This window comes from Streptomyces sp. NPDC053673 (genome assembly GCF_055585225.1).
This window is the reverse complement of sequence record NZ_JBVJKN010000001.1, coordinates 592,868-618,586: the sequence shown is the minus strand read 5'-3', so window position 1 is coordinate 618,586 and position 25,719 is coordinate 592,868. Positions and strand designations below refer to the sequence as shown.

The 25,719-nt window shown below is 68.3% G+C and carries 22 protein-coding genes and 2 pseudogenes; 12 read left to right on the top strand and 12 right to left on the bottom strand.

Annotated elements, in window-relative coordinates; genetic code table 11:
* Positions 1-5: 5 nt before the first annotated feature.
* Together glgA and ACZ6ZQ_RS02775 are read right to left on the bottom strand one after the other, a co-directional pair.
* Positions 6-1,169, bottom strand: a complete 1,164-nt coding sequence (gene glgA, locus ACZ6ZQ_RS02780) for a glycogen synthase (protein ID WP_469766727.1) — start codon at positions 1,167-1,169, stop codon at positions 6-8.
* Positions 1,170-1,219: 50 nt separating this feature from the next.
* A complete protein-coding gene (locus ACZ6ZQ_RS02775; protein ID WP_469766726.1) occupies positions 1,220-1,900 on the bottom strand; it encodes a (2Fe-2S)-binding protein in 681 nt (226 codons plus the stop codon).
* 130 nt (positions 1,901-2,030) lie between these two features.
* Here ACZ6ZQ_RS02775 and ACZ6ZQ_RS02770 point away from each other — a divergent pair, with 130 nt between their 5' ends.
* Entirely contained in the window at positions 2,031-2,672 is a 642-nt protein-coding gene (locus ACZ6ZQ_RS02770) for a carbonic anhydrase (RefSeq protein ID WP_469766725.1), read from the top strand.
* Positions 2,673-2,790: 118 nt separating this feature from the next.
* Complete coding sequence (locus tag ACZ6ZQ_RS02765) at positions 2,791-4,014, top strand: DMT family transporter (RefSeq protein WP_469766724.1); 1,224 nt, start codon at positions 2,791-2,793, stop codon at positions 4,012-4,014.
* Here the strand turns inward: ACZ6ZQ_RS02765 and ACZ6ZQ_RS02760 are convergent.
* On the bottom strand, positions 3,895-5,199 hold the full coding sequence (locus tag ACZ6ZQ_RS02760) for a peptidoglycan DD-metalloendopeptidase family protein (RefSeq protein WP_469766723.1): 1,305 nt from the start codon (positions 5,197-5,199) through the stop codon (positions 3,895-3,897). The genes ACZ6ZQ_RS02765 and ACZ6ZQ_RS02760 overlap by 120 nt on opposite strands.
* Before the next feature lie 230 nt (positions 5,200-5,429).
* Here ACZ6ZQ_RS02760 and gndA point away from each other — a divergent pair, with 230 nt between their 5' ends.
* Positions 5,430-6,872, top strand: a complete 1,443-nt coding sequence (gene gndA, locus ACZ6ZQ_RS02755) for an NADP-dependent phosphogluconate dehydrogenase (RefSeq protein ID WP_469766722.1) — start codon at positions 5,430-5,432, stop codon at positions 6,870-6,872.
* Between the two features lie 741 nt (positions 6,873-7,613).
* Here the strand turns inward: gndA and panD are convergent.
* Positions 7,614-8,048 (bottom strand): aspartate 1-decarboxylase, encoded by a 435-nt coding sequence (panD, locus tag ACZ6ZQ_RS02750; protein ID WP_469766721.1) that lies wholly within the window; start codon positions 8,046-8,048, stop codon positions 7,614-7,616.
* Positions 8,049-8,497: 449 nt separating this feature from the next.
* On the opposite strand from panD, the pseudogene ACZ6ZQ_RS02745 reads away from it, so the two are divergent.
* From ACZ6ZQ_RS02745 to ACZ6ZQ_RS02730, 4 genes and pseudogenes are all read left to right on the top strand, one after another.
* Positions 8,498-8,737: pseudogene (locus tag ACZ6ZQ_RS02745) on the top strand (NAD-dependent epimerase/dehydratase family protein); the annotation flags it as partial.
* A gap of 210 nt (positions 8,738-8,947) precedes the next feature.
* Positions 8,948-9,214, top strand: a complete 267-nt coding sequence (locus ACZ6ZQ_RS02740; RefSeq protein WP_469766824.1) for a hypothetical protein — start codon at positions 8,948-8,950, stop codon at positions 9,212-9,214.
* Between the two features lie 123 nt (positions 9,215-9,337).
* On the top strand, positions 9,338-10,063 hold the full coding sequence (locus ACZ6ZQ_RS02735; RefSeq protein WP_469766720.1) for an SDR family NAD(P)-dependent oxidoreductase: 726 nt from the start codon (positions 9,338-9,340) through the stop codon (positions 10,061-10,063).
* A gap of 10 nt (positions 10,064-10,073) precedes the next feature.
* Positions 10,074-10,433: a MerR family transcriptional regulator gene (locus tag ACZ6ZQ_RS02730; protein WP_469766719.1), complete on the top strand. Its 360-nt coding sequence runs from the start codon at positions 10,074-10,076 to the stop codon at positions 10,431-10,433.
* 153 nt (positions 10,434-10,586) lie between these two features.
* On the opposite strand, the pseudogene ACZ6ZQ_RS02725 reads toward ACZ6ZQ_RS02730, so the two are convergent.
* From ACZ6ZQ_RS02725 to ACZ6ZQ_RS02705, 5 genes and pseudogenes are all read right to left on the bottom strand, one after another.
* A pseudogene (locus tag ACZ6ZQ_RS02725) lies at positions 10,587-10,835 on the bottom strand (hypothetical protein); the annotation flags it as partial.
* A gap of 184 nt (positions 10,836-11,019) precedes the next feature.
* Positions 11,020-11,205: a hypothetical protein gene (locus ACZ6ZQ_RS02720; protein WP_469766718.1), complete on the bottom strand. Its 186-nt coding sequence runs from the start codon at positions 11,203-11,205 to the stop codon at positions 11,020-11,022.
* 63 nt (positions 11,206-11,268) lie between these two features.
* Positions 11,269-12,045 carry a glutaminyl-peptide cyclotransferase gene (locus ACZ6ZQ_RS02715; protein ID WP_469766717.1) on the bottom strand — a complete coding sequence of 259 codons (777 nt, stop codon included), beginning with the start codon at positions 12,043-12,045 and terminating at the stop codon, positions 11,269-11,271.
* 228 nt (positions 12,046-12,273) lie between these two features.
* Positions 12,274-13,719 carry a tyrosine-protein kinase domain-containing protein gene (locus ACZ6ZQ_RS02710; RefSeq protein ID WP_469766716.1) on the bottom strand — a complete coding sequence of 482 codons (1,446 nt, stop codon included), beginning with the start codon at positions 13,717-13,719 and terminating at the stop codon, positions 12,274-12,276.
* A 118-nt stretch (positions 13,720-13,837) separates the two neighbouring features.
* On the bottom strand, positions 13,838-15,109 hold the full coding sequence (locus tag ACZ6ZQ_RS02705; protein WP_469766820.1) for a nucleotide sugar dehydrogenase: 1,272 nt from the start codon (positions 15,107-15,109) through the stop codon (positions 13,838-13,840).
* Positions 15,110-15,363: 254 nt separating this feature from the next.
* Here ACZ6ZQ_RS02705 and ACZ6ZQ_RS02700 point away from each other — a divergent pair, with 254 nt between their 5' ends.
* Both ACZ6ZQ_RS02700 and ACZ6ZQ_RS02695 read left to right on the top strand, forming a co-directional pair.
* Complete coding sequence (locus ACZ6ZQ_RS02700; protein WP_469766715.1) at positions 15,364-16,431, top strand: NAD-dependent epimerase/dehydratase family protein; 1,068 nt, start codon at positions 15,364-15,366, stop codon at positions 16,429-16,431.
* 41 nt (positions 16,432-16,472) lie between these two features.
* Positions 16,473-17,432, top strand: a complete 960-nt coding sequence (locus ACZ6ZQ_RS02695; RefSeq protein WP_469766714.1) for an MraY family glycosyltransferase — start codon at positions 16,473-16,475, stop codon at positions 17,430-17,432.
* Positions 17,433-17,493: 61 nt separating this feature from the next.
* Here the strand turns inward: ACZ6ZQ_RS02695 and ACZ6ZQ_RS02690 are convergent, their stop codons facing one another.
* Together ACZ6ZQ_RS02690 and ACZ6ZQ_RS02685 are read right to left on the bottom strand one after the other, a co-directional pair.
* Positions 17,494-18,471: an NAD-dependent epimerase/dehydratase family protein gene (locus tag ACZ6ZQ_RS02690; RefSeq protein ID WP_469766713.1), complete on the bottom strand. Its 978-nt coding sequence runs from the start codon at positions 18,469-18,471 to the stop codon at positions 17,494-17,496.
* Between the two features lie 6 nt (positions 18,472-18,477).
* Positions 18,478-19,677, bottom strand: a complete 1,200-nt coding sequence (locus ACZ6ZQ_RS02685) for a glycosyltransferase (protein WP_469766712.1) — start codon at positions 19,675-19,677, stop codon at positions 18,478-18,480.
* 174 nt (positions 19,678-19,851) lie between these two features.
* Between ACZ6ZQ_RS02685 and ACZ6ZQ_RS02680 the strand changes: the two genes are divergently transcribed.
* The 3 genes from ACZ6ZQ_RS02680 to ACZ6ZQ_RS02670 are packed head-to-tail and all read left to right on the top strand — an operon-like array spanning position 19,852 to position 22,522.
* On the top strand, positions 19,852-20,787 hold the full coding sequence (locus tag ACZ6ZQ_RS02680; RefSeq protein ID WP_469766711.1) for an FkbM family methyltransferase: 936 nt from the start codon (positions 19,852-19,854) through the stop codon (positions 20,785-20,787).
* A complete protein-coding gene (locus ACZ6ZQ_RS02675; protein WP_469766710.1) occupies positions 20,784-21,923 on the top strand; it encodes a glycosyltransferase in 1,140 nt (379 codons plus the stop codon). The genes ACZ6ZQ_RS02680 and ACZ6ZQ_RS02675 overlap by 4 nt, the downstream gene beginning before the upstream one ends.
* Positions 21,902-22,522 carry an arsenate reductase/protein-tyrosine-phosphatase family protein gene (locus ACZ6ZQ_RS02670; protein WP_469766709.1) on the top strand — a complete coding sequence of 207 codons (621 nt, stop codon included), beginning with the start codon at positions 21,902-21,904 and terminating at the stop codon, positions 22,520-22,522. The genes ACZ6ZQ_RS02675 and ACZ6ZQ_RS02670 overlap by 22 nt, the downstream gene beginning before the upstream one ends.
* 13 nt (positions 22,523-22,535) lie before the next feature.
* Here the strand turns inward: ACZ6ZQ_RS02670 and ACZ6ZQ_RS02665 are convergent, their stop codons facing one another.
* Positions 22,536-24,275 carry a DUF4012 domain-containing protein gene (locus tag ACZ6ZQ_RS02665; protein WP_469766708.1) on the bottom strand — a complete coding sequence of 580 codons (1,740 nt, stop codon included), beginning with the start codon at positions 24,273-24,275 and terminating at the stop codon, positions 22,536-22,538.
* Positions 24,276-25,719: the final 1,444 nt, after the last annotated feature.

Below are 25,719 nucleotides of genomic sequence, written 5' to 3'. Positions count from 1 at the left end.
GTTCGTCAGTTCGACTTGAGCGTCTCCTCGTACACCTCGTACGTGCGCCGGGCCACCCGGTCCCAGCCGAACCCGCGGACCGCGCGCTCCCGTCCGGCCTCGCCCATCCGCCGTGCCGTGGCGGGATCGTCCAGCACCCGGTTCAGCGCTTCGGTGAGCCCGGTCTCGAAGTCCTGCGGATGCCCGGAGTCGTACGGCACGAGCAATCCGGTCAGGCCGTCCTCGACGACTTCCGGGATGCCGCCGACCGCGGACGCCACGACCGCGGTGCCGCAGGCCATCGCCTCCAGGTTCACGATCCCCAGGGGCTCGTAGACGGAGGGGCAGACGAACACGGCCGCATGGCTGAGCAGCTGGACGACCTGGGCCCGCGGCAGCATCTCGGGTATCCAGTGCACCCCGTCGCGCGCCCTCCCGAGCTCGTCGACGAGCTCCCGGAACTCGGCCCCGATCTCCGGGGTGTCGGGTGCGCCGGCACAGAGCACGAGCTGGGCGCCGGGGTCCAGCGCGCGGGCGGCGCGCAGCAGGTGCGGGACGCCCTTCTGGCGCGTGACACGACCGACGAAGAGGACGTACGGGCGGGCGGGGTCGATGCCGATGCGACGCAGTACGTCCGTGCCGGGGTCGGGCCGGTAGAGGGAGGTGTCGATGCCGTTGTGGACGACGCGGACCTTGGCCGGGTCGAGGGCGGGGTAGCAGTCCAGGATGTCGGCGCGCATCCCTCGTGAGACGGCGATGACGGCGTCCGCCGCCTCGATCGCGGTCCGCTCGGCCCAGCCGGACAGGGCGTAGCCGCCGCCGAGCTGCTCGGCCTTCCAGGGCCGCAGGGGTTCCAGCGAGTGGGAGGTGACGATGTGCGGGATGCCGTGGAGGAGCTTGGCGAGATGACCGGCGAGGTTCGCGTACCAGGTGTGGGAGTGGACGACTTCGCGGTCCTCCAGCGCGGCGGCCATCGACAGATCGACGGAGAAGGTGCGCAGCGCGTCATTGGCCCGGTCGAGTCCGGCGAGTGCGGTGTGGCGTACCACTCCGTCGGCGTCGCCTTCGCCCCAGCAGTGCACGTCGAGGTCGGTCAGTGCCCGTAACTCCCGGGCGAGGAACTCCACATGGACTCCGGCGCCGCCGTAGACGTCCGGCGGATACTCGCGTGTGAGCAGTCCCACCCTCATGTCTTGATGGTCACTCAGACCGGGCCGGGGCGGAAGACCACGGCGAGCGCTTACTGCTGCGGCGGGCGGTCGAAGACGCAGTCGCCGCACAGTCCGCCCCCGGGGCAGCGGTAGTAGAGGCAGCAGCTGGTCCGGCGCAGCGCCGGGCCGCGTACGGTGCCGGTCAGGTCGGGGTGGCTCAGGAGTCCGGCCGTGAGGTCCGCGGCCCGCTCGGCCACCTCGGGGCGGCCCTGTGCGTGTGCCCAGCGGACGAGTTCGCGCAGGGCGCCGGCGAGCGCGGAGCCCGCGTTGCCCCAGAGCAGCCGGGGCGAGATACGGACATCGCCGCGGACGGCTTCGGCGAGTGGGACGAGATGTCCGTACTGCACGGCCGCACGGATGGACTCGACCGTGCCGGGGAGGCTCCGTGTCCGAGTCCAGCGCAGATCGTCGGGCGCGGTGAGGGCCGGGTCCCAGTGCAGGGTCGCGGCTGCCGGGTCGGGGAACTCGCCGTGGAGCGCGGCGGCCCCCAGTGCCGTGGACCAGAGCCGGGCGGCGAGCCCGAGTTGTGCGAGGGAGGCGGCGACCCTGCGTTCGGGGGTGCGCAGCCGGGCCGCGACCAGGTCGACGCGCGCGGTGAGCGGGGCGAGGTCTCCCGCGTACAGCCGGGCGAGGGGAACATGTCCGGTGCCGGGTTCCCCGTGCCGTACGGCGAAGAAACCGCCCACCGATTCCAGCTGTTCGAAATCCACTCACGCCCTGCTTCAGTCAAAGTCCGGTAGAAGATCGATCAAATTCAGAACGGCCGCTGTCGGTCCACTGTCACCTTGCCATGTGACTCTTCGAAACCGCCGAGCGGTACTCGGCATGACGGCCGCGGCCATGACCGTGGCATTGCCTTCGGCCCGCGCCGCGACGCCCACGGCTCCCCGCGAAACGCACGCGCCACGCCCCACGACCGCCGGCCAGGCCCTGGCCCTGCTGCGCGCGGGCAACATACGGTGGGCCGCCGAGCGGCAGCGCCACCCGCACGACGACGCGGGGCGCCGCCGCGAGGTCGCCGTGGCGCAGCACCCCTTCGCCGTCGTGCTCGGGTGCATCGATTCACGGGTGCCGCCGGAGCTGGTCTTCGACCAGGGACTCGGGGATCTCATGGTCATACGGTCGGCGGGCCAGGCGCTGGACGAGGCCGTGCTCGGCAGCATCCAGTACGGAGTGGAGGAGCTGCACATCCCGCTGGTGCTGGTCCTCGGCCATGAGCGGTGCGGGGCGGTGTCCGCGGCGGTGGACCACGTGCGGACGGGCCGGCCGGCGACCGGCCATCTTTCCCGGGTGATCGATGACATCGCACCGTCCGCGCGCGCGACGCAGCACCTGCCCGGCGACTGGGTGGAGAACACGGTGCGGGCCAATGTCGCGCGCATACGCCACACCCTGGCCGCGGACCCGGCCTTCGAGGGAGCCGTCGTGGCCGGGGCACGCTTCGACCTGGACACCGCAAAGGTGCGCTTCGACCGGATCTGATCAGGTCATTCGCGGGGGCCACGACCGCGGTTGTACTCCCGTACTCCGTCGGCAGTACGACCCAGTGTGTGCTCAAGGACGACGACGCGGGCAGCCCGCGGGGGAGATCGTGGAGCCCATGAGCTCCCTCGCCCTGTCCGTGCTGCTGTCCCTGGTCTCCGCGGCCGCCTACGCGGCCGGGGCGATCGTGCAGGAGCGCGTTGCCGTCGGCACCCCCGCCCGGTCCTACGCACCGTTGCACAGCGCCGTGTGGTGGGTGGCGATCGCACTCAACGGGCTGGGGGCGCTGCTGCACGTGCTCGCGCTGGCGTACGGGCCGCTCAGTCTGGTGCAGCCGCTGGGCGCGCTCACGCTCGTGCTCGCCCTGCCGATGGCGGCGCTGTTCGCCGGCGGCGCGGCAGGGCCTGTCCGGGGGATCAGGCTGGATCAGCGAGCGGCGTCGTGCGGCTTCGGATCCAAGGCGGAGAAAGGAGACATGGCGGAGCCCTGCCGACTGACGACAACGCAGGAGACGGAGTCGCAGGGCGTCGCGAGCCCAGCAAGATCCACCGGACAGGCCCTGGGAGCCGGGGCCGGTGCCGGGGCGACGGCATGGCGCGGCGCGCTGATGGCCACGGCGGGTCTGGCCGGGCTGCTGGCACTGACGGGTGCGGCGGACCCCGGGGCAGGTGCGGGACAACTCGGCGGCGGAGACCGGTCGGCGCTCAGCGCGGCGGCGTTCGGCACCATCGCCGCTTTCTTCGTCGCCGCACGGCGGGTGCGCCGCGCCGTCGTACGGGGCGTGATGCTGGCCGGCGGCGCGGGGGTCGCCTTCGGCGTCGCTTCGGTGTTCACCAAGACCGTCGTGGCGGACTGGCTCGGCGGCGCACCCGGCGGTGCGGTCCCGGTCCCGAGTCTGTTGGTGATCGCGGGCCTCGGCGCGACGGGGCTGCTGCTGTCCCAGGCGTCCTACCGGGGCGCCGGGCTCACCGCACCGCTGGCGACCGTGACCGTCGTCAATCCGGTGGTGGCCGCGGCGGTCGGCATCGCGCTCCTCGGAGAGCGGTTCCGGTACGGGGCGACGGGCGCGGTGCTGGCGCTGGTGTGCGCGACCGCCGCGGCCGCCGGGCTGACGCTGCTCACCGCGGAACGGCAGGCCGCGGCCCCTGCCCCGGATACGCCGTATGCCTCACGGAGGTCGCAGGCGTCACAGACGTCAGAGGCGTCAGAGGCGTCAGAGGCGTCAGATCGTGACGCCCCCCGAGCGCAGGTACGCGAGCGGATCGATGTCGGAGCCGTACCCCGGGCCCGTACGCACCTCGAAGTGGAGGTGCGGTCCGGTGCTGTTGCCGGTGGATCCTGAGCGGGCGATCCGCTGGCCACTGTTGACCTGCTGCCCCTCGCGCACATTGAGCGCGGACAGATGCGCGTACTGGCTGTACTTGCCGTCCGTGTGCCGGATGACGATCTGGTAGCCGTACGCTCCCGCCCAGCCGGCCGAGACAACCCGGCCGGAGGCGACGGCCTTCACCGAGGTCCCGGTGGGCACCGGGAAGTCCACGCCCGTGTGGTAGCCGCTGGACCAGGACGAACCGGCCTTGCCATAAGGGGTCCCGGTGCTCGCGGCGACGGGCGCGCTGAAGCCGGCGGCGCGTCCGGCCCGGTCGGACCGTTCCTTGTGCCGCTGCTCCTGCTTCGGCAACGCCTTCGGCTTGGGCTTCGGCTTGGGCTTCGCCGCCTGCGGCTTCTGCTGCTGCGGCCCGGCGACGGACTGCCGGGCCTCGGGCGGTTGAGCCTTCGGCGGGCTCTTCGGCGGACTTTTCGGCCGCGCGGGTGCGGACGCCGTGGCCCGGATCACCAGCCGCTGGCCCGGATGGATGAGATCGGGGTCGTCGCCGACGACCTCGCGGTTGGCTTCGTACAGTGCCTGCCAGCCACCCTTGACCCGCTCGGACCGCGCGATGCGCGAGAGCGAGTCGCCGCGCGCCACCGTGTAGCTCTCGCGCTGCGTGGGGACGGTGGTCGGCGTCGCCACATGCCCGGCCCGCACGGTGCGCCCACTGCGCGCGCTCTCCCCGGCGTGACCGGCCTGACCGGACTCCCCGGCCTGTCGGCTATCGCCGGATCGCGGCTCGCGCCGCCGCTCCGGTGAGACATCGGGTGCGTCTCCGCCTCGGGTGAGTTCCGCCCGTACGGAGCAGGCCGGCCATGCGCGCGGTCCCTGCCCCTTGAGCACCTTCTCGGCGACGGCGATCTGCTGGTCCTTGGTGGCGAGGTCGGCGCGCGCGGCATAAACCGTGCCGCCGTAGCCCTCCCAGGTGGACTGGCTGAACTGGAGGCCGCCGAAGTAGCCGTTGCCGGTGTTGATGTGCCAGTTGCCGGTCGACTCGCAGGCAGCGACCTTCTCCCAGACGTCCACGGACGCGGCGTTCGCCATGCCCGCCCCGATCAGCGGCAGGGCCATTCCCGCGCCACCCGCCGTGACGGTGAGCGAGGCCCGGTTGATACGGCTCGGCTGGTATCGGCGGTGTCGTCCGCGAACGGCCATGAGTCCCCCCATTGAACGCATCAGCAGCGGACAAAACTATGGGCTCGGAAGAGGCCATGACAAGGGTGTGCGCAAGGCGCCACGGCGCACAGGGGGGCCGTCGTTCGGCGGAACCGGGGAATCCTGCGCCCCTCGAGCGACTTGAGGTCTCATGAACGCCGCAGTCCCGTGACCCGTATTCATACTGGCCACGGGGAGGGGCACTTCCGACGGACTCCAGGAGCACACGCATGAGTGGTACCGCCCAGATCGGCGTCACCGGGCTCGCGGTGATGGGCCGCAATCTCGCACGCAATTTCGCGCGCAACGGCTTCACGGTCGCCGTGCACAACCGGACCGCCACCCGCACACGCGAGCTCGTCGAGGCGTTCGGCGAAGAGGGTTCCTTCGTCCCCGCCGAGAGCCCCGAGGAGTTCGTCGCGGCCCTGGAGCGTCCGCGCCGCCTCGTGATCATGGTCAAGGCGGGCGATCCCACGGACGCGGTTATCGAGGAGTTCGCGCCGCTGCTGGAGCCCGGCGACGTCATCATCGACGGCGGCAACGCGCACTTCGCCGACACCCGGCGCCGCGAACGCGAACTGCGCGAGCGCGGGATCCACTTCGTGGGCGTGGGTATCTCGGGCGGTGAGGAGGGTGCGCTGCACGGGCCGAGCATCATGCCGGGCGGCTCAACCGAGTCGTACAGCTCGCTCGGCCCGCTGCTGGAGAAGATCGCCGCGAAGGCCTCGGACGGCACCCCCTGCACCACGCACATCGGCCCGGACGGCGCGGGCCACTTCGTGAAGATGGTGCACAACGGCATCGAGTACGCGGACATGCAGCTGATCGCGGAGGCGTACCACCTGCTGCGCGACGTCGCGGGCTACTCCCCCACCAGGATCGCCGAGACCTTCCGCGGCTGGAACACCGGCAGGCTGGATTCGTATCTGATCGAGATCACGGCCGAGGTGCTGGCCCACACGGACGCGGCGACCGGCAAGCCGTTCGTCGACGTCGTCGCCGACCGGGCCGAGCAGAAGGGCACCGGCCGCTGGACCGTGCAGATCGCCCTGGACCTCGGGATTCCGGTCTCCGGCATCGCGGAGGCGGTCTTCGCCCGCTCGGTCTCCGGGCACGCGGACCTGCGGGCCGCCTCGCACGCCCTGCCCGGGCCCACCCCTCAGCCGCTGGGCGAGGAGAAGGCGGCGCGCTTCGCGAGCCAGGTAGAGCAGGCTCTGTACGCGTCGAAGATCGTGTCGTACACCCAGGGCTTCCACCAGATCCAGGCCGGCAGTGCTGCCTACGACTGGGACATCGATCTGGGGGCCGTCGCGTCGATCTGGCGTGCGGGGTGCATCATCCGGGCCGCGTTCCTCGACCGCATCCGGTCCGCGTACGACGCGCAGCCCCAGCTGCCGAGCCTGCTCTCGGACAAGCAGTTCGCCGAGGAGATCGGAGTGGCCCAGGACGACTGGCGTGCGGTGGTGGCGGCAGCCGCGCGGCAGGGCGTGCCGACGCCCGGCTTCTCGGCCGCGCTGTCGTACTACGACGCGCTGCGTGCGCGGCGGCTGCCGGCGGCGCTGACCCAGGGCCAGCGCGACTTCTTCGGCGCCCACACCTACCGGCGCACCGACCGTGACGGCTCGTTCCACACGCTCTGGGGCGGCGACCGGTCGGAGGTGCGCACGGACTAGGGCGTGTTGCGAAAGTAGCGCCGTCCGCCCGGAGGGCGGGGCCCGCGGCGTCTGGTGCGTGCGATCGCAAGGCGGTGGGGGCACCTCCCAGGCGCAGCTCTGGGGCAGATCGCCCTCGTACTGGACGTACATGGATGAGTCCGACAACGCAGCGTGCGAGCACCTCCCGTGCCCGAAGGGCTACGGGGGAGCGCGTGCCAGGCGTCGCGGGCCAGGCGGGACTTTCGCAACACGCCCTAGTGCCGGGACGGGCACTGGATCCTGTCAGCCGGGAGGAGCGGGCGACGGTTCCGGCTCCGGTACCGGTGTCGGTCCCGGCGGCTCGGGGATCGGTTCCGGTGCGGGGCCGGGCGGCGGCTCCGGCGGCGGGACAGGACTGGGGGGCGGGCCCGGCCCCGGGCCCAGCGGGTCCGGGGGCGGGGTCGGTATGGGCGGTACGGGAGGGGGCTGCGGATGGGTCATAGAAAGCTCCCGGGAGTCGATGGAGCCCTATGGCTCCAGGTTCCTCCGTTGCGGGTGCCCACGCGCGGCGGATCCACGCGTCACCGTCGACGGGATGTCGCAGCTCCAGTCCCAGACCGAGGATTCCCAGGCCGAGGATTCCGAGGACACGGATTCCGAGGGACTGAGAGTCCGGCGTCGTCACAGTCCCGGGTGGTTCTCCTTCAGCTGCCGCCTCCAGCCGCCCGGCGGCGCGGTCGTCCCGGAGCTCGGGGTCTGCTTCAGGCGCGTGCGGTCCGTTCAGGCCCGGCCTGCGGTGGCCGGGACGGCGTGCGGGCTGCTCTCGGTGTCGCTGCCGGGCACCGGCTGCGACGGGTCGGAGCCGAGCTCGACGATGCGGTTGCGGGTGTCGACGTGGACGACGCGGGGCACCAGCGAGCGGGCCTCGGCGTCGTCGACCTGGGCGTAGCTGATGAGGATCACCAGATCGCCAGGGTGCACGAGGTGGGCGGCAGCACCGTTGATGCCGATGACACCGGAGCCGCGTTCGCCTTCGATGACGTACGTCTCCAGGCGCGCTCCGTTGTCGATGTCGACGATGTGGACGAGCTCGCCGGGGAGCAGGTCCGCGGCTTCCATCAGCTCGGCATCGACGGTGACGGAGCCGACGTAGTGGAGATCGGCCTGGGTCACGGTGGCCCGGTGGATCTTGGACTTGAACATCGTACGCATCATCGAGGTACTCCTGGACATAGGCTCCCTGCCTGCGTTATTGCAGGTCAAGGGCGGTTTTTCTACCCTACAACGAGTCGCATGTTCGGGCAGCGTTCCCCAGGTTCTTCAGGACTCATGCTGACCACTTGCCGACTTTCCTGACGCATCGTCAGGCGCTTGCGGGAGAGCTTCGCCCGCCCTCCTGGACCCCATCGCGACGACTGCACAAGCCTACGCAGCACCCTCCGAAGGATGTCCGTGATCACCGTCACTCTGGCGGCCTGGGCGGCGGTCAGGAGCGAGGGCGGTCGACCGGGAGCCGACTGCGCACCGCCATGGGTCAGCCGGCCCAGGCCCCCCCATTCCGCCTCAAAGGAAGGAGGCACACATGATTCAACAAGGAATCCAAGGGGCCGAAGCGGCGCGGCAACATAGCAGCGGATCGCCGGTCAGCAAAACCGGCGATTCTCATGACGATGGCTGTAGCTCGTCCGGTGGCCCTTGGTGGTGGCACGGGGCGAGTGTCAAGGACGTTCGGAATGCGGCCGGAGCAGAGCGCGAGTCGATGCCGCGATAACGAGACCAACACCCTCGGCCCGCTCCGGCTGGCCGACGCGTGCTGGCGCGGCGGCGCACGGCTGGTGTACGCGTCCTCGCACTCCGTCTACGGCACCCTCCGAGAACGCGTTCCGCTCGCCGAGGATTCGGACGAGGAGCGGCTGGTGCCGGGTGGGTACCAGTTCTGCTCGTGCTCCCCGCCGCGCTGCTTTGGGCCTCCCCCATCAGCCACCTCACCGCCATACCCACCGACGCGGCGCTGCCGCGGCAGACCTCCGGGCCACAGACGCATAGCCGACCGCAGATGCCTTTACCCCAACTCAACCGTTGTGGTCAATGGTGCCGCCATTGCGTTCCTCACTGTGCCCTTCATCTTGGCCGGGGCCGGCATCGGCGCGGTGGAGACTGCCCAGCACTCCGCGGTCGCGGCGCTTACCCCGAAGGACCTGCGCGGCTCCGCATTCGGGATGCTCGCCACGTTCCAGTCGCTGGGCAATCCCGCCGCCTCCACAGTCGCTGGCGTCCTGTGGACCGTGGTCTCTCCGACCGCCGCCTTCGCCTACCTGACGGCCTGGATGGTCCTGGCGCTGGGCGCCCTGCTGGCCCTCGCACGGCGCCAGGTGTATTGATCACGAACGTTCGCCGGGGTGGATGCCTGATGTCGTCTCCCGTCCTTGACCTTGACCTTGACGCTAGGGTCAAGGCTTAGCGTCTCGCGCATGGAAGAGACAAATACCCTTCACGGCCGGGCAGTGCTGATCACCGGAGGAGGCACCGGGATCGGTCGTGCGGCCGCCCAGCAGTTCGCCGCTGAGGGGGCCGAGGTTCTTATCGTCGGCCGGACTGGCGAACGCTTGGCGCAGACGGCCAGAGAACACCCGCGCATCCGAACGTTCGTGGTCGACGTCGCCGAGCCCAATGCCCCCGCCGACATCGTCGCCGCTGCGGTGGAAGCGTTCGGCCGCATCGATGTCCTGGTCAACAATGCCGCGATCACTCGTCCTGCTCCGCTCGGTGCGATCGACCGGAAGGTCGCCGAGGAACAGCTCACCACGAACCTTCTCGCCCCGGTGTTCCTCACCCAGCACGCTCTGCCGCACCTGGAGGCCGGTGGCACCATCGTCAACATCACATCCAACCCGCCCCACTACGGCTGGCCGAACAACTCGATATACGGATCCACGAAGGTGGCTCTGGACTTCCTGACCCACACGTGGGCAGTCGAGCTCGCGCAGCGCGGCATTCGCGTTCTGTCGGTGGCCCCCGGGATAACGGCGACACCGGTGCTGAGCCAATCCGGGCTCTCGGACGAGCAGATCGCCGTGGCGGGCAAGGAGCTTCGGGCCCGAATCCCGCTCGGGCGTATCGCTCAGCCCAAGGAGATCGCCTGGTGGATCGTGAACGCGACGCGCCCCGAAGCCGGTTACCTCACCGGTACGATCATCCGCGTCGACGGAGGGCTGAGCGCGGCTGGGTGAAGATGGAACGATGCTGATCGGAGAGCTGGCGAACGAGGCCGGCACCACCATTCGGGCACTGCGCTATTACGAACAGCAGGGCCTGCTCCACCCCCGGCGAGCGCCGAACGGGTATCGGGAGTATGACGAGACAGCAGTCGGCCAGGTGGTCAACATCAGGCTGCTGCTCTCGATCGGCCTCACTGCCAGCGACGTCCGTGCCTTGCTTCCCTGTCTCGATCAAGACATCGCCGATGGTCCCGTCTGTCCCGCGAGCGCACGAGTCATCGCTCGGAGGCTCACCGACGTGGAGGAGAAGATCGCCGCGTTGGACGTTGTCCGTACACGTCTCATCGAAGTACTGGCCCAGGCCCAGCGGCTGGTGCGTTGACCGCAAACGTCCGCCGGAATCGGTCACGCGGCTTGGCTTCGTGGCCGACCCCAGCGTTGCTGGCGTTCGCTGCGGACTTTGGCGCGTTCGCGGCGTTGGGCTGCCAGCACATCGGGGTGTCGGGCGTTGGCTTTGCGCCACCGCAGGTATGCCTGGAGTCTGCGGGCGAGCACCGTGTGGTTGCCAGGCCAGGGCGACGGTGGCCTCGGGCGGCAGATGCCCGAGCTGCGTGTCCGCGTCCCGGCCCTCGGCCAGATGGACAACGGGCCGCCCGGTCTCGTCCACGGCCTGGATGACCTGTTCGAGGCGATGCGCCATCGGGAAGAACGGGTTCATCGCCAGCCGCAGCGGAGTGCTCCGGTCGTAGACGGACAAGTGGTCGATGAGATCGCCGACGGTCATCTTCGTGTGCTCCCTGGGCAACTCCATATATATGCGATCGGCCTCGGCGACCCCATGCCCCACCTCCATGATCCTTCGCAAAGGGCCTCCGGACGTGGCTACGCCGTGGCCCGCCGCGTACACGGTCTGGCCCTCCCACACCGGGGTGGGCCTGAAGGGCCATGAAGGCGTCCCCGTTCTCGCCCTACAGGAGCCGTCCGTACTCGCCCTTGGCCTGGTGGACGAGGTTCTGGAGCGATGGCCGCAGCTGCTGGCGACGCCCGCTCAGCTCTTCTTCGGGGACCGCAGCTCGTGCGGTGCGGCGGACGGTGGTGCCGCATGTGCCCGTAGCCTCGATCGTCATCTGCTGGAGTTCCAAGTGCTCGACCACGAGTCGGTGCCCCGCACTTGGGGTACAGCTGGTCCGAGTCACCACTGCATGGCCTGCAGCGACCTACCTGGGAACGAAGGCGACCCGGAACATCTTGGGCCACCACTTGCCGGTGAGGAGGAACTGACTGGTCCCGGGGACGGCCGCGATACCGTTCAAGACATCGGCCCGGGCACCCTCCTGTGGTGTGAGGAGGCTCGTGGCGTCGACTTCCCCGGTGACCCTGCCCGTGTTCGCATCGATCCGCATGATCAGGTCCGAAGACCACACGTTGGCGTAGACGATGTCGCCGACACATTCCAGCTCATTCAGCCGGCTTACGGGCCGCCCATGAGCGGTGACGACAAGTTCCCCCGTCTTCCCGAATGTTGCGGGGTTGCGGAAAGTGAGCCGGGAGGAGCCGTTGCTCATCACCAGCCGGTCAGGGTGCCGCTGATGGCACAGGCCCCAGCCCTCGTCGAGGTAAGGAACCCGGCGTAGTTCGGCCAACGTCCTTGCATCCCGTTCGACCGCCAAGCCATTGCGCCAGGTGAGCTGCCAGAGAGTTCGACCGATGACGGTGATCCCCTCGCCGAACAACGGAGGGGGCAACTCGGCGCGGTTTTCCGGAAAGCTGCCGAGCGGTCCCGCCCGGACCGAGGACTGCCCAACCACGCCTGTGCTCTCGTACAGCACACCGTCTTCGGTCATCTCCAGGCCCTGGGTGAATGCCTTCGGGTCATGAGGCAGGGTCTCGATAACCTCGGCCCGCAGTTGCTCGATCCCGGCCGGGGCCCGTCCGTCCGTGCCCCGGCCGCGCCCCCCGGCTCCGCCACCCGTCTCACATGCCTGGACGAACATCCCACTGACCAAGGCCACGGCCACGGCACGGACCGCCAGTGCGAAACGCATGACCTCACCCTGACACAGTGGGCTACCAGCGCAACGCATCCCGCCGGACCGGCTCGCACACGTTCGCTCCCAAGGCGCAACGCCACCGGCGGATTCTTGTCGGGCCGCCGGTCCGCCAACACCGGTCGGCACCCCGTTTGGTTCTGTGGTCGTGTCGAGGATGTGATTGGGTCCGTGCTACCTGGAGGCCGGCCCTCGGCGGGGGACTACTGCCGCCAGAATCGACGACACGAGCTCGGTGAACCGGGTCGCCATGTCCTGCTTCGGCCGGTAGTTGTAGGCATAACCGTATGCTTCGCCTTCCCCTCGTGCCGGAGCCGCGTTCAGGACGGCTCCAAGAACGGGGACGTTGACGCGTTCGAGGACGTGCAGGGCGTCGACGATCTGGCTCCGGCTGGTCCGCCCGGCCCGCGCCACGAGCAGATAGCCGTCGATGGCGGTTGCCATCGCCGTGGTGTCTGCGAAGGGGAGCACCGGGGCGGTATCCACCACGACATGGTCGAACTGCTCGGCGAGAGTGTGCAGCAAGGAAGCGAAATGGGTGCTTCCGAGGAGCTGAGTCGGGTTGGGCGGGATCACCCCGCTGGTGAGCACCGAGAAGGAACCGGCCGACTGAAGTACCTCGTGCAGTTCGGCCTGGCCCACCAGGGCTGTGGTGAGTCCGGCGTCCCTGACCAGGCCGAGGGCTCGAGCAATAGAAGGGCGGCGCAGGTCGCAGTCGATCAGGCATACCTTTGCTCCCTCCTCGGCCAATGTGGCAGCAAGGTTGACCGACACGCTGCTCTTGCCCTCACGGGGCAGCGGACTGGTGACGGCGATCACCTTCGGCCGCTGGTCCACTTCCGCGAACTGAAGATTGACACGAAGCTTCCGGAACCCCTCCGCACGAGTGCTGTGCGTATCGTCGCGCAGGGAGACCGGTTGCCGAGCGGCGCGCGGGTCCTGCACGATGCTGGACAACACGGCGGGCCCCCCAGCCCCTGCCAGGCACTCGGCCAGGGCTTTGGAATCACGCATCGATGTGTCCACCGTCTCCAGTGCGACACCCAGCCCCAGCCCGAGAGCCAGGCCCACCGCCAGGCCGAGCACCATATTGAGTGTGGTGTTCGGGGACGAGGGCGCGGACGGCACAGTGGCAGGGTGGGTCACGGTGAGTCTCACCGGAGACGGGGCCGTCTTTTCTTCAGGATGCTCCAGCTTCCTGATCACGTCGGCAAAGCGAGTGGCGACCGCGTTGCTGATCCGCGCGGCTCGTGCCGCACGGGTGTCGGTGACGGTCAGACGGACCAGCACCGTGTTCAGCGGCGCCTCGGCCGAGATACGCGAAGCCAGCTGGACCGGCGTCATATCAAGCCTGAGGGACTTCACGACCGATCGAGTAACCTCCGGGCTCGCCGCTACACCGGCATAGGACTGGACTCTCGCCTGGGCGAACGAGTTGCCCTGATTGAGCTGTGATGTGTCGGCGTCACCTTGGAGAGACACGAATAGCGTGGTGGTTGCCCGGTACTCAGGAGTGGCAACGACGTTGGCCAGGATGCCTACTGCCGTCCCGAGCAGAGTCACAAGGGCAATGACGTGCCAGCGGCGGGAAAGGACTCGTAGGTAGTCGCGCAAATCCAAGGTCATTCCCCAGTCGGAGCGAGTGAGTGTGTAATCAACCTAGGGGCGTCTCGGGACATTTGAGGCGCACGGCAGGCGCGCTCGATTCTTTGTGACCCAACTGAGTGCATGGGGAGCCTCAGAGACGCTCGACGGTCTCCGCGCGGCACCGGTTGCAGGCGTCGAACACATAGTCGGCGGCACGTTCCACCATGGCGTAGTCGAAGTCGTCATGGTCGGTGGCAATGACCACGGCATCGGCTGCCGCGACCTGTTCCTCCGTGAGTTCGACGCACAGAATGTCGTCAGGGAGCTGGAGAGGGTCGACATGCGGTTCCACCGCGAGGACGTGAGCGCCCATTTGTCGGAGCCCGAGAGCCACGGCGACGGAAGGAGACTCCCGGATGTCGCCGGCGTTCCTTTTGTAGGCGAGCCCGAGAACCAGTACCTGGCTGCCATTGACTGGCTTCCGGCGCGCGTTGAGCCCTCTGGCGACGCGCAGTACCACATGGTCGGGCATATGGCTGTTGATGTCGTTGGCCAGTGCCACGAAGCGGAAGTCGTGCCGCAGCGCCTGTTTGACCTGCCACGAGAGGTAGGAAGGGTCAATGGGTAGACAGTGTCCGCCGACTCCGGGCCCAGGCAGAAAGCGCATGAAGCCGAAAGGTTTGGTCGACGCTGCGTCGATTGCTTCCCAGATGTCGATGCCGAGTGGTTTGCAGAACATCGCGAGCTCGTTGACGAGGGCGATGTTGACATGGCGGAACGTGTTCTCCAGGAGCTTGGTCAGCTCGGCCGTGCGTGGTGAAGTGACGGGGACAGTACGGTCCACGATGTCCTGGTAGAACAGCTCGACATGCCGCAGGGACTCGTCGCTCACGCCGGAGACCACCTTGGGGGTGTTCTCCAGCCGCCAGCTCTTGTTGCCCGGGTCGATTCTTTCCGGACTGTACCCCAGGAAAAAGTCCTCACCCGCCTTGAGCTTACTACCCGCCTCCAGAATCGGGCACACGACGTGCTCCGTCGTGCATGGATACGTGGTTGACTCAAGGATAACCGTGGCGTTCGGGCGGAGATACTGGGCGACTTCTTTTGCAGCGCTCTCCACGAAACTGAGGTCGGGAGCACCGTCCTTCAGAGGCGTGGGAACCGTGATGACACATACGTCGAACTCCGCGGCATCCGCGTAATCGGTGCTCAGGACGTACCGGCCCGAGTTGATGGCGGCCAGTAGGCGTGCTGAGGATACGTCCTCGGCGAACGACTCACCTGTGGCCAGACGTTTGACGCGCAGCTCGTCAACGTCGAGACCCACGACGTTGTGCCCGGCTTCCACGACACGAACGGCGAGTGGAAGGCCCACGTATCCCTGGCCGACCACCACTACCTTTTTTGTTGCCGCCGGCACAATCGAACTCCTCTCTGCTGGCCACGCAGAATCTTTCGTAGGAATATGCCTGACATATGCTCGACGCGACTCGCTGTCCACCTCTCGGGTGACACTCCTCCGGCGAATGGCCTCATGTCGGCGCCTGAGCCGCGCAAACGGGCTAATTACAGGTTCCGTTCATTTTATTTGCACCGTCTCCGGCTATCGTTACCGTGCGTTGCCGGTGCACTTGCCCCCGGCAATCGCCCCACCAGCAAACATGGAGTGACTGAGTGATGGAACGTCCGCAATACCTGGTCACCGGAGGAGCTGGCTTCATCGGCTCCCATCTCGTCGATGCATTGCTGGCGCGCGGTGAGCCGGTCGTTGCGCTCGACGACCTCAGCACGGGATGCCTGGAGAACCTTGCAGATGCGCGCAGGCAGAGTCATTTCCAATTCGTCCACGGCTCCGTGCTGGATGCATCGCTCGTCGACCAGTTGGTGCGTGAATGCGATGGTGTAGTGCATCTGGCAGCGGCCGTTGGGGTGAAACTCATCATGGAGCAGCCGCTGAACTCCTTCCTCATCAACACCAAAGGCACCGAAACGGTCATCAGGTCCGCTCACCGCTACGACCGAAGAGTGATCGTCGCCAGCACATCGGAGATCTACGGCAAGAACTCGTCCGGACCACTGAGCGAAACAGCCGAGCGCATTCTGGGAAGCCCCTCTGTCCCGCGGTGGTCCTACAGCACCGCCAAGGCGGTCGATGAGATCCTTGCCGACCTGTATCGGCGGGAATACGGACTGCGATCCACCGTCGTGCGGTTCTTCAACACGGTCGGTCCTCGGCAGAGCCCCGCCTATGGCATGGTCGTGCCAAGATTCGCCCGCCAGGCAGTTCGGGGAGAACCCATTTCCGTATATGGCACCGGGCAGCAGAGCCGCTGCTTCATCCACGTCGCAGACGTGGTCGAAGCCCTCTTGTCGCTGGTCGATCTTCCGGATGCCGTAGGTCAGGTCTTCAACATCGGAAGCGACGAAGAGATCAGCGTTCTGGATCTGGCACGGCGCATCATCTCGTGCGCCGAGAGCAGTTCGCCCGTGCACTACCTCGCCTACAGCGAGGTTTACGGACCGGAGTTCGAGGACATGGAGCGCCGGGTTCCCGACACCACGAAACTCAGGACCTTCACCGGCTGGCAGCCGCAGCGGAACCTCGACGACGTACTCGCGGACGCCGTCGCGGATGCCCGGGACGAGATGAGGCGACAAGCGCTGGGGCTCGCCGCAGACAACCCGCCCAAGCGGGAAGCATGCACCAACGACCAGACGGTGCTGGCAGGGCCATGTCCGGTCTAAGTCCGTGGCTGGTCTCAGCAGTAGCAGGGCTGGTCGCTCTCATGACCGCTGCCCTGCTGACCGAGCCCCTGCGTCGCCTCGCCCTGAGGCGCGGATACACAGACCAGCCGAACGCACGCAAAACCCATGCTGGTCCCACCCCTTACCTCGGCGGCATCGCAGTGGCGGTTGCCACCCTGGGCTCCGCAAGTGTGGTGATCTTCGCTGTGGAGGAGAGGGAGTCCACGGTGGGTGTCGTACTCATCTGCGCTGCCCTTGTCGTCGTTCTCGGGCTCACCGACGACCTTCGTCCCCTCAGCATCCGCCTTCGTCTCGGCACGGAGGCGGCGGCAGCTCTGGTCGTAGTTCTGTGGTGCGGTCATCCCGTGCTTTTCGGTACATGGCTCGACGTGGTACTCGCGCTCGTCTGGATCCTCTTCACCACCAACGCGTTCAACCTGCTGGACAACATGGACGGGGTGGTATCCACCGTGACCGCGGTCACCGCAGGGTTCCTCTGCTGTGCCGCGCTCTCGGTCGGACACCTCGCCATCGCCTGTGTCATGGCCGCCCTGGCCGGTGCCTGTGCAGGCTTTCTCTTCCACAACTGGTATCCCGCGCGGATCTTCCTCGGCGACGCGGGCTCGCTCTTCGTGGGCTTTCTGGTGTCGTCGGCCACTGTGACTCTGCACAAGGGCAACGACGCACCGTCGGGGTACACCAGTGTGCTACTCATCACCTTGGTCGTCACCGCGGACACCGGCCTGGTCATGGTCGCGCGGCGCAAGGAGGGCAGACCTGTCCTGCAGGGCGGTAGCGACCACATCGCCCATCGGTTGCGTCGCCTCGGCCTGACGGTTCGCCAGGTGGCCCTTGTGATCGGCGGCTCCGCAGCCGTGACGTGTCTGACGGCAGTGCTCGTCATGTTTGGTGTCGTCCCTCAGAGTGCTGTGCTGATCCTGGTTGTTGCCGTGACCGCCGTGGCTTGCGGCCTGCTCCTGAGAGTTCCTGTGTACAAGTAGGACTCCCAGCGTTGAGTGGAGCCCCGGCGGATCGGCCGGGGCTCCACTCGACGCGGGGCTGTCAGTTCGCCGCCACCGTAAGCGATTCGGCCGGCGGCAGCGCCGCATATTCGGGCAAAGCACGGAACCAGCACACCGTCTCGGCCAGTCCATGCTCCAGCGGCACTTGGGCGACATCGGGGAAGAGCCTGCGCAACAACCCGTCTGCGGCTTGGGAGTGGCGGACGTCTCCCGTCCTCGCCGCCTCGTGCCGGATGTCGGCAGGCGACCCGATGACGTCTGCGAGCTGCTGGGCGATGTCGAGGACAGGCACACGCGTACCGAAGGCGAGGTTCACCGGAGCGGGGAACGTCACCTTGCGCAAGACCGCATCGGCCAGCACCCTGACGACGGTTCCCACGTAGGTGAAGTCCCTGGTCTGCAGTCCGTCCCCGAAGACCCTCACGGGTGTGCCGCGCAGCATGGCGTCGATGAAGGCCGGGATCACGGCGGCATAGGCGTGGCCGGCCGGTTGCAAGGGCCCGTAGACGTTGAAGAACCGAAACGCAAGAACCGGCAGGTCGAACGAGGCACCGTAGGCAAGGGCGTAGGCCTCGGTGGCGAGCTTGCTCGCGGCGTAGGGACTCAGCGGCCGGGTCGGCAGCTCCTCGTGTTTCGGAAGCACGGGGACTGCTCCATAGACCGAGGAGGAGGACGCGGCGACGACCGGAACACGTTCGCGTCGACATGCCTCGAGGACATGCACCGTCCCGGTCGCGTTGACATGATGGCTGGCGACCGGGTCGGCCAGAGAGCGTGGTACGGACGGGCGGGCCGCAAGGTGGACGACCGCATCCACACCGGCCACGACGCTTTCGAGGAGATCCGGATCGAGAATGCTTCCCTCGATCAGCTCCGCATCGACTCCCGCCAGGTTGGCTGCAGAACCTGTGCTCAGGTCGTCAAGCGCGATGACCTTACCCACAGCCGGACGTGATGCGAGCTCTCGGCACAGGTTGGCGCCGATGAACCCGGCGCCTCCAGTAACAAGGACGTTCAACAGTGCTCACCTTTCGAACGGGGATGCGGTCCACCAGCCGCGGGCAATGGCAATGGAGGTGTAGAGAGCCTGCGTGTCGGCCACCAACCGTGCCTCGCCGAAGCGCTGAGTGGTGAACGAACGTGCTCGCGCTCCCATCTCCTGGCGCAGTTCCCCGTCGCGCAGAAGAGTCAGCGTGTGACGGGCAAGTTCAGCGGACGACGGTGCCGCCAGTAGCCCCGTTGATCCATCAAGTACGACCTCCGCGACGCTCCCGACGTCGGTGGCCACTACGGGCAGCCCCGCCAGGCCGGCCTCGATCAGACTGACCGGCATCCCTTCGTTGTCCGAGGTCAGCAACACCACGTCCGCCGCCGCGTATACGACCTCCACGTCGGTGCGCCACCCCAGCAGGTGGAGTGAGTCGCCGAGGACGGCAACGGCCTCGGGGTCCGGCTGAAAGTCTCCCGCTCCACACACAACGAAATGCGCAGCGGGCACGACGCGGCGCACTTCGCGGGCCACAGCGAGGAAGCGGTCGGGCCGCTTGATGCCAGTAATGCGTCCCACATAGGCGACCACGGGGCAGCCCTGCGGAAGCCCGAGCAGTCGTCGAGCCGTCGGCGCGTCCGGGGCGTTGGCAAGCCTGGTGCCGGGCGGCACGACCGTGAACTGGTGCCGCTTTCCGACGCCTGCGGCGACGAGGTCGTCCCGCACCCGGCCGCCCACGGCGACAAGCCGCTCGGTGAGGGCTGCCAGCCTGCGCTCGGCCTGCACCACGACGCGAGTCTTTGCCGGGGAGAAATAGCCATGCAGGAGGTGGCCGTGAAAGGTGTGCACCCTTGAGGGGACACGCGCCAACACGGCAGCCGCACGCCCCAGTGCTCCCGCCTTGGCTGTGTGGGTGTGGACGATGTGTGGCCGGAATCGGCGCATCGCTGCCGTGAGCTCGAGAATGCAGCGCAGGTCGTCCGTGGGGCGCACGGCCCGTCCCAGCCCGTTGAGCCGACGGACCGGGAGTTCGGGTGCACACTGATCCAGATAATCGGCTTCACCCGGTCCCACATGCCCGGTGATCAGGCAATGGTCGAATCGTTCGGTATCCAGTCCTCGCATAAGGGCCGACACCTGGACAGCCGGACCACCGATGTTCATTCGCGTGATGACTCTTATTACGCGTAGGCGAGGTACACCGGAGGCCGGTGTCCGATGCGTGGCGGTCGACATGGGCCAGATATTAGGCGGAACGCACTCCAGTATCCGTCAAGGGCACAAAGGCTCCGCGTGGCGCCCGGCGTCACCTGGTCGCGCCGGATATAAACGGCTCAGACCTGGTCGGGTCTCTCTCGAGCCAGGCAACGGACGGCGAATGTGCTGCCATTTATCTGGAAGCGGGAGTCAATGCCGACCACCGTGCAGGAAATGCTCAGACTGATCTGGAAGCACCCGGCCAACCGGGGCGCACGCGTGAAGGCCTTCACCGGCATGGCGCTGTGGCAGGGATACAAGCGCCTCGTGGGCAGACCCTTCGACCTGAAGGTCTACGGCGGCATGCGGTTCCGGGCTTATCCGGACAGTACTCAGGTGGGTCGGTTCGTTTATTTCGGCGGGCTGCCGGACTACCGGGCCATGACCTTCATGAAGCGTTATCTCCGCTCCGGTGACGGTTTCATCGACGGGGGGGCCAACGAGGGAATGTTCACCCTCCTGGCGGCCCAACTCGTAGCTGATCAGGGCGAGGTGCATGCCTTCGAGGCCCACCCGGTCTATGCGAACAGGCTGCGTGAGAACGTGGAAAACAACCGGCTGCGTTCGGTATCGGTGCACGAAGTGGCGGTCGGCCAGAGCCCTGGCACGCTTCCGTTTGTGCTGCGCGGGACCGGTTCTCGGATCCTGACCGCGCAGGACAACGGCGAGGTCGTCTCCGCGCGGATCGTGCGCCTCGACGAGACGCTGCCAGACCGCTCCTGGGCCATGGGCAAGCTCGACATCGAGGGCGCGGAGCACTGTGCATTGCGCGGAGCGGAGAAGCTCCTGTCGCGTGCCGAGCCGGCGGTGTGGTTCCTCGAACTCGTCGACCCCTTCCTCGCACGGTTCGGCTCGTCCTTCCACGAGGTCAGCCGATGGCTCCAGGACCGCGGATACGACCTCATGCACTACGAGCCCCGGCTGAACCGGTTCGTTCCCGGGCCGGCCGGCGACGGGCCGGATGTGTTCGCAGTCTCCCGGGAACGCCTCCCGGAGATCGAGGATCGGCTGCGGGCGAACCGCGAGCAGGCAGCTGGTCGCTCCACGTCTCGGCTTGATCGACGCGGCGCACGGCAGGCGCAACGGTGACGACGGCACGCGTCTGCGAAGTCATCAAGTCGCTCGACGTCGGTGGCGCCGAGGTTCTTCTGGTGGAACGGCTGCGTCATGCAGCCCGATCCGAGCACGACTACACAGTGGTGTTCCTCCAGGCTTCCACCGAGACGCTGGCCGATGAGCTGCGCGCCTGCGGCGTGAAAGTCGTCGATCTGCGTGCCATTCCACGGTGGTTGCGCTACGCCGAGCTGGTCAGTGTCGTGCGGAAGCAGGGCCCCCACGTCGTCAACGTCCACTCCCCCGCGCTGGCGGCACTGCTGCGCCCGCTGACGCGCCCGATGCGCCGCCGCCCCCTGATGGTCTCCACGGTCCACAATGTGTGGTACCGCCCGCTCACCATGCTCCTCGACCGGTCAACGCGCTGGCTCGACGATGTCACGGTGGCGGTGTCACCACAGGTGGCGGATGCGCCTACGGTACGCGGAGCGCGCCGGGTACGGACCCGAATCCATGGCGTGGACATCGCCGCACAGCGGTCCTGGGCCCGGCGGACCCAGCACGTGCGGTCGGAGTTCGGACTCCCCGCGAACTGCTTCCTCTTCGCGTGCGTGGCGAACTTCCACGCGCAGAAGGACCACATGCTGCTGATCGGGGCGGCCGAACAGGTTCTCGCCCGGCGGAGCGACGCGCTGCTGGTCCTCGCCGGGGCCGGACCCCTGCGCGACCACGTATGCGCCGAGATCGACCGGCGCGGGCTGCGTCAGCGCATTCACTGCCTCGGTGCGGTCGCGGGTGCCAACCGACTGGTCGCCGCGTCGGACGCGCTGGTGCTGTCCTCCTCGTACGAGGGCCTTCCCGTGGTGGTCATGGAGGCGATCGCTGCGGGCGTACCGGTGGTGTCCACGGCGGTCGGCGGCGTGCCCGACCTGGTACGCGACGGGGACAACGGCATTCTCGTGCCGCATGGGTCCCCACGACAGCTGGCCGAGGGCATGCTGCGGGCCATGCGTCCCGAGGTGCATGCCACGCTCGTCGCCGGAGCGCTCGCCGACGCGGAAGTGGTGGACGTGCGGGCCACGGCGGCGTGGTTCGACGAGCTGTACGGCGCCGCGATGTGCGGGAGGCGCGAGGAGCGGACGGAGACGCCGTGGAACGACATGCGGGTGTGATGGTCAACCGTGACTCGCCCTCTGGCTCCTCGTGCGTCGCCGGATTCCGGGTGCTCACCGTATGCACCGGCAATCTCTACCGCTCCCCGCTCGCTGAGTGCCTGTTGAGAGAGCGGCTGGCCGCGGTGCGGGAGGCGATCCATGTGAGCAGCGCGGGCACACAGGCCGTCCCGGGTACGCCGATGGCGGCCACGGCCGCTTCCCTGGCCGTCGGACGGGGCGGGGACCCGTCGGGGATGGCCGCCCGTCGGTTGACGGCCGGCCTGGTCGAGCATGCGGATCTGGTGCTCGGAGCTGCGATGGAGCATCGGGAGGCGGCCGTACGCCTGTCCCCCGTACGGGCACTGTCCCGGGCGTTCAGCCTGCGCGAGTTCGCCCGGTTGGTGAGGGCCGAGGACGGCGCGGGTCTCACGGATCCGGCTGCCCGGTTCGCCGCGCTCGTCGCGGGTGCGGCGGCACGGCGTGGTGCCGGCCCGGCGGGCACGGCCGATGACGATGTGGCCGACCCGCTCGGTGCGGGTCCCGAGGTGCTGCGGGAATGCGTGACGCGGATCGAGGAGTCCGTGGAGCGGATCGCCACCGCGATGGGGGCGGGCTGAGGCGTGGTGCCGGTCAGGCGCCGCACGGCGGGTAGGGCTCCACGCGGGCCCGAAGCGGCGTGACGAGCGGTTGGCGCAGGAGCCTGGGGGCCCGCTCACTGACCGGTTCCAGCAGATGAAGCGTCAGGGTGCGGCTCTGCTGCGCGGGCAGTTCCAGATCCACCGTGTAGACCGCGTGACCACGCTCGAAACCACTGTGCATCATGGCAGGGCGACCGTCGACAGTCATAGCGGTCAACCGTGCGTCCGCGCTGGCGTAGTAGGAGACCAGCAGTCGGTTGTCACCCGGCCGGGTGGGGTAGGACGGCTTGTCGCCGCGCTGGGTGACGTAGGGAGGAAGCCCTGATGCGGGGGCCCGGTTGGTGAGGGTGATCCGTGCGGTGACCAGACGTCCGTCGTGCGTGCAGCGGCCCGGGATCCAGTGCAGCTCCCGCTCCAGGTAGTAGTCGAGCTTTCCGCCTGCGGCGTTGTTGACCACCAGGCCGGCGAAGGGTCCGGGCTCCGTCGGCAGCGTACCGCTCAGGGGACGGGTCGCCAGCAGACGTTGCTCTTCGTACCGAGTGCTCCACACCTTCAGGCGCTCTTCGGCCACTACGTCGTACGTGGCCCTGAGCAACCCGGGGAGCCGCCGGGGGTCGTCGAGGGCGTCCACGAGAGTGGTGGCAGCCGTGCGCGCCACTTCAAGGAGGAACGTCTTGCGCTGCACGCTGTCCGGATAGCGTGCGTAACCCGTGCGCTCGGCGAGGTCCAGTACGTTGTCGGCGGTGAGTTCCGTACCGTCGGGCATCCGCCCAGGACCCGTTGCCCGCAGCAGCCGGGCGAGGGCGCTGGGGTCGAGGGCGATTGCGCCGTCCACCTGCTGGCCGCTGTGTTCGAGCCAGGCTGCCGACCAGATGCGGGCAGCGTAGGGGAAATGGGGGCTGACGTTGGAGTTGGCCCAGGTGCCTGCGGGGTCCATGCGTCCGTACTGGGCCGTGTACTCGGCTCCCAGATCAACCGACGGTTTGACCTGCGCCATCATCGTGTCGGTGGCGAAGGTGTCGAAGCGCAGTTGCCCCTGCTGGACGGTGAGCGCGGCGAACGCTCCGGGCAGGCCGCCCGTTCCACGCGCTTCGGCGGTGTTCTGGAAGACCACGAGATACCGCCGCGGGCTCTGCACGCCCAGCATTGAGGGGAGTACACGGGCTGCCACGGTGGCGTCGGACATGGCCGGCACGATCCGGTCGAGCTGATGGGCCATCTGGACCCGTGCATGGTCGGCGGCCGGGACCCAGGTGGTGGGCGGGAGTTCATGCGCCTCGTCACGCATGTCGACGGCCACCTGTGCTGCCCGCTCGAGATCCGGAGCCGCGCCGCCCAGCCCGGACAGCAGCGCCTGGAGGCCGCCTTGGCGAGCGTCCCCAGCGTGCTCCGAGGCCATGCGCACCACCGGCGGAAGCACATCATGCGTCAATCGGTCCGCGGTGTACGCCACGCCCCGGACGGTGTTGAGGGGCCGTCCGAAGAAAGGCACCTGTGCGGCGAGGTACCAGGCAGGCCCTGTGGTGAGGTAATGCGCCCGGGCGGCGTGCGCTGCCGCGGAACGCATCGCCGTCTTCGGGTCCGCCGCCTGCTCGGAAGCCGTTTGCGCTGGGCCGGCATTCCCGGCGGACCCGTTGACCGATTGCCGCAGCTCGTCCAGCGACCGCTGGGCGGCCAGAAGTTCGATACGGGCGAACAGGCCGGTGATCACGATCCAGCCCGCTCCGGCCACGCACAGCAACGCGACGGCCCACAGGGCAGGCGCGGCCCGGCGCCGAAGGGACGGGCCGGTGGGGTCCGCTCCGGCCGGCCGCCTGAGGCGCTGTCGCAGGCGTCGCAGCAGGATGGCGGGGGCGGCGGCCAGTCCTTCATGTACCCTCGGGCGGCAATGTGCGGCCGCCACCGAGCGCCACCAGCCCTTCCGCCCCACCCAGGAGGACGGACGACGGGTCCTCACCGGTGTCCGCGAGACAGGGCTGACGCGGCTTCACAGAGAGTGAGCAGGGTGGAGCACCCGTTTGATGAGGCCGTCATTTCTTCACTCTCCTCAAGTGGTTCGGGTCCATGGCATGAGGCGACCGGTTCTGGTCGATATCTTCATACATAACCTCCATGTCGAGCTTCGGCGCTACGAGTTCCTGAAGTCACCGGATGGCGTATCGGGTCGTCGCCTGTCGGCGTGCCACCGCCGCGCGGAGCCGTCACAGCGTGTGTTGCTGAATAAGGGTGATGCCGGACAGACACAGACCAGGAGGCAGACGGGAGAGTCGGACGAGCATGCGTCAATGGGCCTGGCATTTACGCATTCATGAACCTACGGAGTGCTGACGGTGCGGCGAAGCACGTGCAGTGAACGGCAGGTCCCGAGCGCCGTAGAGGTTGTCGCGGACGATCACCGCGCTCCCAACCGCTCGCTCGTCGAGGTCCTGTGAACAACACGCGGCCACACGACAAGCAGCGGCCCTGGCGACGGCATCTGCGAACCTTCGGCTCACTCACCGTCGCCGGCCAAGTGGAGGCGGCGCTCTCGTTCGCCACCACCGCGGCACTGGTCCGGCAGGTGGGCGGCGCCGTCGCGGGACAGGTGCTCTTCGTTCAGGCCGTGGCAGCGGTCTGGTTCCTCCTGTGGGATCCGCGCCTCGAGGATGCGCAGCAGCGCTTCGTCCCGGCCGAGCGGCTGCGCGGCCCGGGCCGCGGGACCCGGCTGTACTACCGGTTGGTCGGGCTGGACATTGCGGCGGGGCTGCTGGCCACGATCGTGGGTGTGATGGTGGCGGTGGCGGCCGCTGCCATCGGATGGATCTCCGCCGAACTGCTCTGGCTGCTCGTGCCCGCCTTGGTGGGGGCGGGAGCGGCCACACCGTCTGGCAGTGCCTCGGCCGGCTTCGCGCTCACTGATCAGCTGTGCCGGCTCGGCACGATCCGTCTTGTGCTCGCCGTTTTCGGCTGTCTGGTGACTCTGACGGCGCTGCTGGCCGCCGGCCCGGTCGGCTACCTGGCGGCGACCGTGGTCACTGGTCTGGTCTCCACGGTCGTACTCATGGTCTGTGCCGTCCGGCGCGTACGTGAAGCATGCGGTCCGCCCACCCCCGGTCCCATGGCGCTGCCACCGGGTCTGGTGCCCTTCCTGGTGAAGACCTCGGCGACCGGATCGGTCTCCGCGGCCTCGGAGAGCG

What these genes read in the sequence shown, in the direction of transcription:
- ACZ6ZQ_RS02715 (WP_469766717.1), bottom strand. Translation starts at nt 12,045, where the DNA reads ATGTTCGTCCAGGCATGTGAGACGGGTGGCGGAGCCGGGGGGCGCGGC.
- ACZ6ZQ_RS02685 (WP_469766712.1), bottom strand. Translation starts at nt 19,677, where the DNA reads ATGTCGACCGCCACGCATCGGACACCGGCCTCCGGTGTACCTCGCCTA.
- ACZ6ZQ_RS02700 (WP_469766715.1), top strand. Translation starts at nt 15,364, where the DNA reads ATGGAACGTCCGCAATACCTGGTCACCGGAGGAGCTGGCTTCATCGGC.
- glgA (WP_469766727.1), bottom strand. Translation starts at nt 1,169, where the DNA reads ATGAGGGTGGGACTGCTCACACGCGAGTATCCGCCGGACGTCTACGGC.
- ACZ6ZQ_RS02695 (WP_469766714.1), top strand. Translation starts at nt 16,473, where the DNA reads ATGACCGCTGCCCTGCTGACCGAGCCCCTGCGTCGCCTCGCCCTGAGG.
- panD (WP_469766721.1), bottom strand. Translation starts at nt 8,048, where the DNA reads ATGATGCGTACGATGTTCAAGTCCAAGATCCACCGGGCCACCGTGACC.
- ACZ6ZQ_RS02765 (WP_469766724.1), top strand. Translation starts at nt 2,791, where the DNA reads ATGAGCTCCCTCGCCCTGTCCGTGCTGCTGTCCCTGGTCTCCGCGGCC.
- ACZ6ZQ_RS02680 (WP_469766711.1), top strand. Translation starts at nt 19,852, where the DNA reads ATGCCGACCACCGTGCAGGAAATGCTCAGACTGATCTGGAAGCACCCG.
- ACZ6ZQ_RS02730 (WP_469766719.1), top strand. Translation starts at nt 10,074, where the DNA reads ATGCTGATCGGAGAGCTGGCGAACGAGGCCGGCACCACCATTCGGGCA.
- ACZ6ZQ_RS02760 (WP_469766723.1), bottom strand. Translation starts at nt 5,199, where the DNA reads ATGGCCGTTCGCGGACGACACCGCCGATACCAGCCGAGCCGTATCAAC.
- ACZ6ZQ_RS02770 (WP_469766725.1), top strand. Translation starts at nt 2,031, where the DNA reads ATGACCGTGGCATTGCCTTCGGCCCGCGCCGCGACGCCCACGGCTCCC.
- gndA (WP_469766722.1), top strand. Translation starts at nt 5,430, where the DNA reads ATGAGTGGTACCGCCCAGATCGGCGTCACCGGGCTCGCGGTGATGGGC.